Annotated in this window: 12 protein-coding genes; 4 read left to right on the forward strand and 8 right to left on the reverse strand. The window is 74.5% G+C overall.

The window, feature by feature from the left end:
- Positions 1–27 precede the first annotated feature (27 nt).
- Positions 28–723 carry a hypothetical protein gene (locus ACFV5N_RS18210; RefSeq protein ID WP_385600612.1) on the reverse strand — a complete coding sequence of 232 codons (696 nt, stop codon included), beginning with the start codon at positions 721–723 and terminating at the stop codon, positions 28–30.
- Between the two features lie 452 nt (positions 724–1,175).
- On the opposite strand from ACFV5N_RS18210, the gene ACFV5N_RS18215 reads away from it, so the two are divergent.
- Entirely contained in the window at positions 1,176–1,544 is a 369-nt protein-coding gene (locus ACFV5N_RS18215; protein WP_385600615.1) for a hypothetical protein, read from the forward strand.
- Between the two features lie 198 nt (positions 1,545–1,742).
- Positions 1,743–2,138, forward strand: coding sequence for a hypothetical protein (locus ACFV5N_RS18220; RefSeq protein WP_385600617.1), 396 nt, complete (start codon positions 1,743–1,745; stop codon positions 2,136–2,138).
- A gap of 73 nt (positions 2,139–2,211) precedes the next feature.
- Here ACFV5N_RS18220 and ACFV5N_RS18225 read toward each other — a convergent pair whose 3' ends face one another.
- The 4 genes from ACFV5N_RS18225 to ACFV5N_RS18240 all read right to left on the reverse strand — a co-directional run bounded on the left by ACFV5N_RS18225 (position 2,212) and on the right by ACFV5N_RS18240 (position 6,644).
- Positions 2,212–3,117, reverse strand: a complete 906-nt coding sequence (locus tag ACFV5N_RS18225; protein ID WP_385600619.1) for a hypothetical protein — start codon at positions 3,115–3,117, stop codon at positions 2,212–2,214.
- A 315-nt stretch (positions 3,118–3,432) separates the two neighbouring features.
- Complete coding sequence (locus tag ACFV5N_RS18230; RefSeq protein ID WP_385600622.1) at positions 3,433–4,461, reverse strand: enoyl-CoA hydratase/isomerase family protein; 1,029 nt, start codon at positions 4,459–4,461, stop codon at positions 3,433–3,435.
- Between the two features lie 9 nt (positions 4,462–4,470).
- The gene (locus ACFV5N_RS18235) at positions 4,471–5,796 is read right to left on the reverse strand and encodes an aspartate aminotransferase family protein (RefSeq protein ID WP_385600625.1); all 1,326 of its coding nucleotides are present in this window, start codon (positions 5,794–5,796) and stop codon (positions 4,471–4,473) included.
- Positions 5,793–6,644 (reverse strand): nitrilase-related carbon-nitrogen hydrolase, encoded by an 852-nt coding sequence (locus ACFV5N_RS18240; protein WP_385600628.1) that lies wholly within the window; start codon positions 6,642–6,644, stop codon positions 5,793–5,795. The genes ACFV5N_RS18235 and ACFV5N_RS18240 overlap by 4 nt, the downstream gene beginning before the upstream one ends.
- 193 nt (positions 6,645–6,837) lie before the next feature.
- On the opposite strand from ACFV5N_RS18240, the gene ACFV5N_RS18245 reads away from it, so the two are divergent.
- Entirely contained in the window at positions 6,838–7,581 is a 744-nt protein-coding gene (locus ACFV5N_RS18245) for a hypothetical protein (RefSeq protein ID WP_385600631.1), read from the forward strand.
- Positions 7,582–7,633: 52 nt separating this feature from the next.
- Positions 7,634–8,407, forward strand: coding sequence for a GntR family transcriptional regulator (locus tag ACFV5N_RS18250; protein WP_385600634.1), 774 nt, complete (start codon positions 7,634–7,636; stop codon positions 8,405–8,407).
- A 71-nt stretch (positions 8,408–8,478) separates the two neighbouring features.
- Here ACFV5N_RS18250 and ACFV5N_RS18255 read toward each other — a convergent pair whose 3' ends face one another.
- The 3 genes from ACFV5N_RS18255 to ACFV5N_RS18265 all read right to left on the reverse strand — a co-directional run.
- Positions 8,479–8,925 carry a DUF6278 family protein gene (locus ACFV5N_RS18255; RefSeq protein ID WP_385600637.1) on the reverse strand — a complete coding sequence of 149 codons (447 nt, stop codon included), beginning with the start codon at positions 8,923–8,925 and terminating at the stop codon, positions 8,479–8,481.
- 87 nt (positions 8,926–9,012) lie between these two features.
- Positions 9,013–9,792 (reverse strand): exodeoxyribonuclease III, encoded by a 780-nt coding sequence (locus ACFV5N_RS18260; RefSeq protein WP_385600639.1) that lies wholly within the window; start codon positions 9,790–9,792, stop codon positions 9,013–9,015.
- A 23-nt stretch (positions 9,793–9,815) separates the two neighbouring features.
- A partial coding sequence (locus tag ACFV5N_RS18265) for an MBL fold metallo-hydrolase (RefSeq protein ID WP_385600642.1) occupies positions 9,816–10,458 on the reverse strand: 643 nt, incomplete at its 5' end.

The raw sequence follows: 10,458 nt of genomic DNA on the forward strand, positions 1-10,458 counted from the left end.
GTCCCGCGTCGCGCTTCCCCGCTGTCGTCAGACGACAGCCCCGGGGCGCGGTGGCCCCCGCGAGATCACCGTGTGCAGCAACAGGCGTGCCCGGAGCGCCGGAACGTCCGCGGACGGCCCGCAGGCGGGCCCGGGCCGGTGCGGGACGGGCGCCGACCGGAGCCGGGCGAGCCACAGGGGCGCGACCAGCCACAGGCCGAGCAGCCCCAGCGCCGTGCAGGCCGCCCGCTCGCCCCAGGCGAGCCACAGGCCCGACAGCAGGGCGGCGCCGAGGTGGGCGAGGAGCATCCCGGCGGAGTGGTGGCCCCCGGTGCCCTGGGCCGCGTGGTCGTGCCCCGGCACGGTGAGCCCCGCGGCCGTGATCAGCTCGGCCGCCCGGTCGTGGGACAGCGGTGTCCACGGACCGTCACCGCACAGCAGAGCGCGCGCGAGATCCCGCACCGCGGACGTACTGTCCGGGGGCGCTCCGGCCCCCTGTCCGGCGGAGAACGCCAGGTGCAGACCGGCCTGGACGCCGAGGGCCGCGCCGGTGACGGTGACGGGCCGCCGGTCCGCCCCGGCGCACAGCCAGGCGCCGAGGGCGACGGCCGTGAACGCCCCGAGCGCGACGAGCGGCGGTACGGGCGCCCCGGAGGCGTGCACGTGGCCGACGAGGGCGAGGACGACGCAGACACCGGCGAACACCGCCGCCCTGATGCCGCGCACCGCTCCGTCCAACCGCATGGTGCGCTCATGCTCTCACCGGCGCCGACGGCCGGGCCGGGCGGTCCCACCGCGTGCGGGTGCGGGTTCCGGCCGGGCACACGGCGGTGAGCCCCGGCAGCCACCCGGCCGCGGTCAGCGGCATCGTACGGAATCTCCTGGGGGCATCGCCGCAAACGCGGGCGGGGGAGCCCCCTGACGTGCGGGAGGTGCCCAGGCGCCGGTCCGCGTGCGCCGACAGCGGTACGGGCGGCGGTGGATGCGTCCGTGGGGGCCGCGCTTCTCCGGTGGCCCCGGGGGACCGCCTCGCCCGCCCGGACGAGCCCGCCGATGCGGCCGTTCCTCTCACGGAACGCACACCGCGCGTTCAGCTGCGCTTCAGGAAGTGCGCCTATCCTGGCCGGACACCTTCCGGAAGTCCCGGGGCGGCCCGCTGACGGCCGTGAGGGCACCGGAACGAAAGACAGGCAGCCATGACGGCCAACGCGCGCGGCGTACGCACCCTGTGCGGAGGCGTGGCCGCGCTCTTCCTGTTCGCCGTCTTCCTCGTGGGAGGCGTGGGCCCCACGCTCCAGCCGGCCGAGTCGGCGGCGTCCGCCTCGGCACGCACCGCCGTGCCGCACGACGACCGGACGCTGCTCCGGGCGCAGAGCGCCGACCAGGACGCCGCGGCACACCGCCGGTACCGGGCGGCGGGCGAGGACAGCCCGGCCGCGGCCGAGCACCCGGGGCCCACCGCCGCCACCGTCTCGGGCCCGCCGCCCCGGCTCGCCGTCCGGGCGGCGTCCGCCGGGCCGCCCACCCCGCCGGACCCGGCCGCCCCGCGCGTCATGCGCTGCTGAGCGCGCCGGAGCGCGGGGTCCTTCCGGCCCCGGCGCCCCGGCCCGGTCCGGTGCGCCCCCGCGCTCCCGCCCGCTCCTCGCGTCACCACGGCGCGCTTCTCCCGGAGTTACCACCACACCCCTTCACCGGACGGCAGCTGCGGGCTTCCGTCATGCTGTCGCCACCGTGACCGCATCCGACCGGATCGAGGTAATCCCATGACACGACGTTCCCGTCCCCGTCCCCTTCCCCTGACGCTCGCGGCCGGCGCCGCGCTCGCCCTCACCCTCACCACGGGCTGCGCGGCCGTGGAGAAGGCGATGGACTGCGTCCGGGTCGCCGACACCATCGCGGGGCAGGTGGACGACATCCAGCGCAGTATCGAGCAGGTCGGCAGCGAACCCGGCCAACTCGACGAATCCCTCAGCGACATCGACAGCCAGCTCGCCGACCTCGGGGAGTCCACGGGCGACGCCGATGTCTCCCGGGCGGTCGAGCAGATGAAGGAAGCGGTGAACAACGTCCAGACGGCGGTCGCCGAGGGCGACACCGCACCCGACATGACACCGCTGCGGGACGCCGTCGGCGAACTCACCAACGTCTGCACCCCCTGAGCGCCCCGACCGCCCGAGGGTGTGCCCGCCGGGGCGCACCCTCCTCCGGTCCGGTGCCGGGGTACCCGACGGATCAGCCGCGGCTGAAGCGGTACGTCATGCTGTCGGTCAGCACGCAGAAACCGGGCGACATGACGATCACCCGCAGCGTCCCCGAGCGCCGGTCGTAGTCGAGGCCCTGCACCTCGAAGGCGCCGGAGCAGGCACTGCGCAGCGGCAGTTGACGCAACGCCGTGACCTGCCCGTCGACATCGGCCGCGCCGCTCGGGGCGGCCGACAGGTCGACCTGGAGCAGCGGCTTGGTGATGCCGAACAGCGCGCCCTCCGGGTCGTCGGAGGAGCACAGCAGCGTGGTGGGCCCGGTGAAGTCGCAGCCCTGCACATCGCGGACGGGCCGGTCCAGGCGCACGGTGGCGACCTGCGGGAGGTCGGCCGAGGGCGAGGTGGACGGGTTGACGCCGGGGGTCGGGAAGACCAGCAGCCGGCTCATGGTGCCGTACTCGCCCGACAGCATCCACTGGCCGTCGGGCGAGATCGCGACCCACGAGTTGTTGAGCGCCTCGCCGGGGGAGAGGGTGTGCTCGTACTCCGACCAGGAGCCGCCCGGCGCCTGCACCCGGAACATCTTGGTGGTGCCCGACTCCCGCTGGTACGGCTCGATGTAGTGGCCGTCGTGGTGCGCGTCCGGGTCGCCGACGTGGTTCCAGCCGCGCAGCCGCAGCTCGGCGGGGATGGTGCCGATGCCGGTGTAGCGGTTGGGGCTGTTGGCCGGCACCTCGATGGAGGCCAGGCCCTGACTCTCGGTCAGCGGGTCGGCGCGGTCGGAGCCCACCTCGGTCCAGGTGTCCGCGGCCGAGGGGACGGTGGGCGGCGCGTCGGCGGCGGACGCCGTGGCCGGTGCGGAGAGCGCCGCGGTGGAGACGGCGAGCAGGGCGGCGAGGCCGGCCAGGGCGCGGCGGCGGGGGATGCGCGGGGTCATGGCAGATCCGCTCCTCGGAGGGGGACGGGCGTGGGGGGGATGCGCTCGGCGGGACAGTACGAGGCGTCCGCTGTCATGTCCAGACCACTGCGGGAGGCGTTGGGGCCACAACACCCGACGCGGGGGAGCGGTTTCGCCGGGTTCCGTCACCGGGGACGGGTCCGGCTTCCGGCTGCACGGACGCCGCGGCGCGGTTGCCGCCCCGGCACGGGAAGGCCGGCTCCCGGCGGCCGCACGCACCCCGTGCACCGGCAGCAGGCGGCGCGGGGTACCGGCCGCCCGGCTGCACCAACGGGCAAGCCCGCCGCCCGTCCGCTACCGGGGGACGTCCGCCAGCCACGGCCGTACATCGACCTCGGCCAGGTCGTCCGGCCGCCACTTCGGCGCCAGGTCCTTGTCCACCAGGAGCGCCCGCACCCCCTCCGCGAAATCGTGGCCGCGCGCCACCCGGCGGGCCAGGATCAGCTCCCGCTCCAGGCACACCTCCAGACCGGCGCTAACCGCCCCGCGCTCCAGCAGCTCGGCCGTCAGCGCCAGACTGGTCGGGGAGAAACCCGACAGCTCCTCCAGGGTGGCGCGCGCCCACTCCCCGGGCTCGGCCGCCAGCCGCCGCAGGATCTCCGGCAACCGCCCGTCCCCGAAACACCGTTCGATCAGGGTGCGCCGCTCCGTCCACGCCGCGTCCACCGCCGGGGCCGGCCGCGCGAACCGCTCCACCGTGGGCACCACCCCGGCGTCCGCCCCGCCCGTCCGCAGCGCCTCCTCCAGCGCGGGCAGGTCGTCCCCGGGCACGAAGTGGGTGGCGAGCCCGCACTCCAGCGCCTGCGCCGCGTCCAGCCGGGCCCCGGTCAGCCCCAGGTACCGGCCCAGCGCCGCGCCGAGACGGGGCAGGAACCAGCTCGCCCCCACATCGGGGAAGAACCCGATCCGGGTCTCCGGCATCGCGAACACCGCCCGCTCGGTCACCACCCGCACCGCGCCGTGCACCGAGATCCCCAGCCCGCCGCCCATCACCAGCCCGTCGATCAGCGACACATACGGCTTGGGGAAGGCGGCGATCCGGCCGTTCAGCGCGTACTCGGCCGCGTAGAAGGCGTCCGCCGCCTCCGGCTCCCCGGCCAGCACCGCCGCCCGCGCCGCGCGGATGTCCCCGCCCGCGCAGAACGCCCGGGGCGAGGCGCTGCGCAGCACCACCCCGCCCACCGACGGATCGTCCCGCCACCGCTCCAGCGCCGCCGCCAGCACCGCCACCATCTCCGGCGTCAGGGCGTTCAGCGCGGCCGGCCGGTTCAGCGTCAGCAGCCCCAGGCCGCCCACCACATCGTGTTCCACCTGCTGGTCCATGCGGCCACCCTACGACCGGTCCGCGCCCTCCCACTCGGCCTCGGCCCGCTCCAGCGCGCCCACCAGCAGGTCCGCGCCCTCCGCGGCCTCCGCCTCCGTCAGGCTCAGCGGCGGCGCGATCCGCAGCACCCCGGCGCCGGGGCCACCGCCCTTGCCGATCAGCAGCCCGGCCTCCCTGGCCCGTTCCAGCACCAGCCCCGCCAGCCGCGGGTCCGGTACGTCGGTGCCCGGCCGCACCAGCTCCACCCCGATCATCAGCCCGCGCCCGCGCACCTCCCGGACCAGCGCCAGCCGCCGCGCCGCCGTCTCCAGCCGCTCCCGCAGCAGCGCCCCGACCCGGCGGGCGTTGGACTGGAGATCGTGCTCCAGCAGATAGCCCAGGTTCGCCAGCCCGGCTGCCATCGTCACCGGACTGCCGCCGAAGGTGGAGATGGAGTTGGCGTCCAGCGCGTTCATGATCTCGGCCCGGCCCACCACACCCCCGATCGACATCCCGTTCCCGATGCCCTTCGCGAACGTCAGCAGATCCGGCGGCCCGGCCGCCCCGTGCGCCTGCCAGCCCCAGAAGTGATCACCGGTACGCCCCCACCCGGTCTGCACCTCGTCGCTGATCCACACGATCCCTTCCCGTGCCAGCACCTCGCGGAAAGCCGCGAAGAGCCCGTCAGGCCCCGAGGTGAACCCGCCGACGCCCTGCACCGGTTCGGCGATCAGCGCCGCCACCCCGGCCGGGCGGGTGTGCGCCAGCATGTCCTCCAGGTCCGCCACCGCCGCCGCCGTGAACTCCGCGTCCGGCAGCCCCGCGTACGGGCCCCGGGTCCGGACGCTGCCGTGCACGTACAGCGTCTGCAACGGCGACAGCGTGGTCGGCGACCAGCCCGCGTTGCCGGTGATCCCCACCGTGGAGAAGGACCGCCCGTGGTAGCTGTTGCGCATCGCCAGCACCTGGTTGGCGCCGCCCCGGTACGCCGAGGCCAGCAGCAGCGCCGTGTCGTTCGCCTCGGTGCCCGAGGTCGTGAAGAACACCCGCGGGTCCTCGATGCCCGACAGATCCGCGATCCGCTCCGCGAGGTCCACCATCGGACGGCTCAGATACAGCGTCGAGGAGTGCACCAGCCGCGCCGCCTGCTCCGCGACCGCCTTCGTCACCTCCGGCAGCGCGTGCGCCGTCATGGTCGTCAGGATGCCGCCGAAGAAGTCCAGATAGCGGTTGCCGTCCACGTCCCACACATGCCGGCCCTCGCCGTGCGACAGCTCCAGCGGACGCTCGTAGTACAGCGCCAGCCAGCCCGGCAGCACCGCCCGGTGCCGCTCGTACAGCGATCCCGCGCTCATGGCCGCACCAGCCCCTCGTACGCGTCCGGCCGCCGGTCCCGGTAGAACGCCCACGTCCGGCGCACCTCCTCGATCAGTCCCAGGTCCAGGTCCCTCACCAGCAGTTCCTCCTCGGTGTCGCTCGCCGGCGCGCCCACCGGCCGCCCGCTCGGATCGACGAAGTAGCTCGTGCCGTAGAAGTCGTTGTCGCCGTACTCGCGCTCCGTCCCCACCCGGTTGATCGCCGCGACGAAGTACTGGTTCGCCACGGCCGCCGCCGGCTGCTCCAGCCGCCACAGGTGCGCGGACAGGCCGCGCGAGGTCGCCGAGGGGTTGTACACCAGTTGCGCGCCCCCCAGCCCCAGCGCGCGCCAGCCCTCCGGGAAGTGCCGGTCGTAGCAGATGTACACGCCGATCCGGCCCGCCGCCGTCTCGAACACCGGCCAGCCCAGGTTCCCGGGGCGGAAGTAGAACTTCTCCCAGAATCCGGGCAGCTGCGGGATGTGGTGCTTGCGGTAGACGCCCAGCACCGTGCCGTCGGCGTCGATCACCGCCGCCGTGTTGTAGTAGTGGCCCGCGTCGGCCACCTCGTACAGCGGTGCCACGATCACCAGACCCGTCTCCCGGGCCAGCGACCGCAGCCGCTCCACGGTCGGCCCGCCGGGCACCGGCTCCGCCCAGCGGTAGTGCCGCGCGTCCTGCACCTGGCAGAAGTACGGGGCGTTGAACATCTCCTGGAAGCCGATCACCCGCGCTCCGCGCCGGGCCGCCTCCCTCGCGTGCTCCTCGTGCTTGACGATCATCGACTCGGTGTCACCGCTCCAGGCGGCCTGCACCAGCGCGGCACGCACAACATCGGCCTCGGCCATCGGCTGCTCCTGTGAACTGGGGGCCGGACCCGCCCGGCGGGCCCGGTGCGACGTTAGGAGCCGTCACACACCGTGGCAAGGGCATCAGCGCTACGTCGCCGAATCCGCCGCGATTGCCACCCCGCCGCAGCCGTGCCCGCCCGCACCGCCCGAGGGGTCGAGGACCGTCGCACCCCGCCGGTAGGGTCCGGCCATGACGGAAGACGCCCGTACCCTCGTGATCGCGGTCGCCGTGACCGCCCTCGCCGCCCTCGCCCTGGGCTGGTTCGCCCGCTCCCGGCTCAGCGCCCACGCCCACCGCCGCCGCCAGGAGTTCTTCGGCCTGCCGGACAACTCCGAATGCGTGCTGGTGGTCAGCCGCGACACCGGCACCGACGGCGCGGTGGCCCGCAACGATGTCATGGCCCTGCTCGAACTCTCGGCGGTCGTGAAGAACTGCGGCGCCCGTGCCCAGCTGATATCCGGCGAGACCGCACGCCAGGGCTTCGGCGAACGCACCGAGTTCTGCCTCGGCAGCCCCGTCGCCAACCGCCGCTCCGCCGCCCACCTGCACAGTCTGCTGCCGGGGGTCTCCGTCAACACGGACGCCGACCCGGGACCCGACCGGGGGGCGTTCGTCATCGGCAGCGAGCGCTACCGGCTGGAGAACGGCTCCGTCGAACACGTCCTCCTCGCCCGCCTCACCGCCGGACAGGAGGGCCGCCCGGTCTTCCTCGCCTGCGGCCAGCGCTCCATCACCCACCAGGCCGCCGCCCGCTACCTGGCCCGCCACAACGCCCGGCTCAGCCGCAAGTACGGCTCGGGCGGCACCTTCGTGCTGCTGCTGAAGGTCGTCAACTCCCAGGCCTACGGGCCCGATGTCGTCGAACTCGTCGCCGACGTCACCAAGACCGCCACCGCTCCCCAGCCCAAGCTCACCAGGAGTAAGGACCTCTGACGCGGCGTGACATAGTGACGTAGCCTGGACGTCGGCGGAAAGGATGATGAGGATGGGCGACGCCCGGCCCGTGTACCAGCGCATCGCGGACGATCTGCGGCAGCAGATCGACGAGGGGACCCTCCCGGTGGGGGCACGCATCCCCTCCCGCGCCGAGCTGAAGCGCACCTACACCGCCAGCGACCAGACCGTGGATCGCGCCGTACGGGTGCTGAAGGCCGCCGGTTACGCCACCGGCCAGTTCGGGCGCGGTGTCTTCGTCAGCGACCGCGCGCCGCTCGGGGTGCTCGTCCGCTCCACCGGCGCCGTCGACAGCCCGCTCGCCGCCCGGGTCCGGATCCTCTCCGGCGCGGATGGGCCCGGCACGAACGCCCCCGACCTGATCTGGGAGGCCACCTCCACCGCCATCGCCGCGCCGCCGGACATCGCCCACCGGCTCGGCGTCGGCGTCGGCGAACCCCTGATGTGCACCCAGTACGAATACCTCGCGGACCGCCGGCCGCTGCAACTCGCCACCAGCTGGGAGCCGCTGGAACTCACCAAGGGCACCGACGTGCTCCACCCCGAACGCGGACCCTACGCCCGGCGCGGCGTACGCGGCCGGTTCGCGGCCATCGGCATCCGCGTCGTGCGCGCCACCGAGACGGTCGCCTCCCGGCCCGCCACCGGCGCGGAGGCCGACGCGCTGGGCTGCTCGCCCGGCCAGTGCCTCACCTCGGTGCAGCGCACCCACTACGACGAGCACGACCGCGCCGTGGAGACCTCCGACACCGTGCTGCGCGGGGACCGCTGGCGGCTGGAGTACACGATCGGCTTCGGCACCTGAGGCCGAGGGCTACGCACCCCGCCGGCCGCCGGCCCATCCCGCTCCGGTGCGCGGCCCGGGCCGCGTCCGCCTCACAGCCGGGCGGACGCCGCGTACACCTGGGACAGCTCCGGCGCCCCGGCCTCCGCCCATTCCCGTCCGGCGGCGAGCACATCCACCCGCCGACCCGACGCCAGCACCACCACCGGGCCGCCGCGCGCCCCCGGTACCCAGCGCGCCCCCGGCACCGTCCGCACCAGGACGGTGCCCAGATACAGACCCGCGTCGGTGCCCAGGCCCGCCAGCTCCTCCGGATCGTCGCGCCAGCGCGGCAGCAACTGGTCCAGCGCCTCCAGGGAGTGCGCGGTGTCGCCGAGCACCACCCCGGCGGCCAGCGCCCGGGAGCGCAGCAACTCGCACTCGGACAGCAGCTGTGCGACGCCCTCGCCCCACGGGCTGTCCCCGCTCCGCTGACCCGGAGGCGCCCCCGGCCGCGGATCGGCGCGCTTGCGCCAGTTGTCCAGGAAAGGGATGTTCATGCGGTGCAGCGTCCCACTCCGGCCGGGCCCGGCACCACAGGGCCACACCCGTGATCTTGTTCGCCCGCCGAAACTCGCCCGGCCGCGCTACAGCTTCAGGTCCACCACCACCGGGGCGTGGTCGGAGGCCCCCTTGCCCTTGCGCTCCTCGCGGTCCACGTACGCGTCCTCGACCCCGCCCGCGAACGCCTTGTTGCCCAGCACCAGATCGATGCGCATGCCCCGGTTCTTCGGGAATCCCAGCTGCCGGTAGTCCCAGTACGTGAACGGCCGGTCGTACTTGAGCGGGCGCGGCACCACGTCCGCGAGACCCGTACCGCGCAGCGCGGCCAGCGCCTCGCGCTCCTCGGCGGTCACATGCGTGGCCCCCTCGAACGCCGAGATGTCCCACACGTCCTCGTCCGCCGGGGCGATGTTGAAGTCGCCGAGCACCGCGAACGGCCGCCCCGCCGCCGCGTCCCCGCGCACCGCCTCCCGCAGCGCCGCCAGCCAGCGCAGCTTGTACGCGTAGTGCGGGTGCCCCACCTCGCGGCCGTTGGGCACGTACACCGACCACACCCGGACCCCGTCACAGGTGGCCGCCACCGCGCGCGGCTCGTTCAGCCCGTCGTACTCCGGGCCGCCGGGCAGGCCGGTCACCGTCTCGGAGATCCCGATCCGGGAGACCACCGCCACCCCGTTCCACCGGCCGCCGGCGTGCACGGCCGCCTCGTAGCCCAGCTCGCGCAGCTGCTCGGCGGGGAACGCCTCGGGGGCGCACTTCAGCTCCTGCAGGCACAGGACGTCGGTGCCGCTGCTCTCCAGCCAGGCCAGCAGCCGGGGCAGCCGGACGGTGATCGAGTTGATGTTCCAGGTGGCGATACGCATCGGATCGGGATCTCTCTCGCGGGTCAGAGGGTGGTGGAGTCGCCGGGGGCCAGCCGCGCGTAGCCGGTGGTGTCGCCGAGGCCGGGGCCCTGCGGCCCCAGATTGCGGCCGTAGACCCCGAGCCCGGTGTCGTTCAGCAGGCCGTCGTGGACGGCGTAGGCGCGCTCGGCGCCGACCTCGCGCGCGTAGTCCACCACCTCGGAGAACTTGTTCCACGGAGCGTGCAGGGGCAGCAGCAGCGTGTGCACCGGCCGCTCGGGCACGGTGAACGCGTCGCCCGGGTGGAAGACCTCGCCGTCCACCAGGAAGCCGATATTGGTGATGCGTGGCAGATCGGGGTGGATCACCGCGTGCAGCTCCCCGTACACCTCGACGCCGAAGCCGGCCGCCGTGACGCTGTCGCCGTGCCCGACGGTGTGCACCCGGCCGGGGAAGGCCGCCGAGAGCTGATCGGCGACGCTGCGCAGCGTCCACAGCTCGACGTGCGGGGCCGCCTCCAGGGCGGCGCGCAGCCGCCCCTCGTCGAAGTGGTCCGGGTGCTCGTGCGTGACGAGGATGGCGTCGGCGCCCAGCGCGGCGTCCGCCTCGCTGAAGCCGCCGGGGTCGATGACAAGCACCCGGCCGTCGTCCCGGGTGAGCCGGACACAGGAGTGCCCCTTCTTCGTG

Origin of the sequence: Streptomyces sp. NPDC059853 (assembly GCF_042731495.1) — a bacterium.
Taxonomy (GTDB): Bacteria; Actinomycetota; Actinomycetes; order Streptomycetales; family Streptomycetaceae; genus Streptomyces.

Coding starts and splice junctions, on each gene's coding strand:
- ACFV5N_RS18210 (WP_385600612.1), bottom strand. CDS start 723: ATGCGGTTGGACGGAGCGGTGCGCGGCATCAGGGCGGCGGTGTTCGCC.
- ACFV5N_RS18215 (WP_385600615.1), top strand. CDS start 1,176: ATGACGGCCAACGCGCGCGGCGTACGCACCCTGTGCGGAGGCGTGGCC.
- ACFV5N_RS18220 (WP_385600617.1), top strand. CDS start 1,743: ATGACACGACGTTCCCGTCCCCGTCCCCTTCCCCTGACGCTCGCGGCC.
- ACFV5N_RS18225 (WP_385600619.1), bottom strand. CDS start 3,117: ATGACCCCGCGCATCCCCCGCCGCCGCGCCCTGGCCGGCCTCGCCGCC.
- ACFV5N_RS18230 (WP_385600622.1), bottom strand. CDS start 4,461: ATGGACCAGCAGGTGGAACACGATGTGGTGGGCGGCCTGGGGCTGCTG.
- ACFV5N_RS18235 (WP_385600625.1), bottom strand. CDS start 5,796: ATGAGCGCGGGATCGCTGTACGAGCGGCACCGGGCGGTGCTGCCGGGC.
- ACFV5N_RS18240 (WP_385600628.1), bottom strand. CDS start 6,644: ATGGCCGAGGCCGATGTTGTGCGTGCCGCGCTGGTGCAGGCCGCCTGG.
- ACFV5N_RS18245 (WP_385600631.1), top strand. CDS start 6,838: ATGACGGAAGACGCCCGTACCCTCGTGATCGCGGTCGCCGTGACCGCC.
- ACFV5N_RS18250 (WP_385600634.1), top strand. CDS start 7,634: ATGGGCGACGCCCGGCCCGTGTACCAGCGCATCGCGGACGATCTGCGG.
- ACFV5N_RS18255 (WP_385600637.1), bottom strand. CDS start 8,925: ATGAACATCCCTTTCCTGGACAACTGGCGCAAGCGCGCCGATCCGCGG.
- ACFV5N_RS18260 (WP_385600639.1), bottom strand. CDS start 9,792: ATGCGTATCGCCACCTGGAACATCAACTCGATCACCGTCCGGCTGCCC.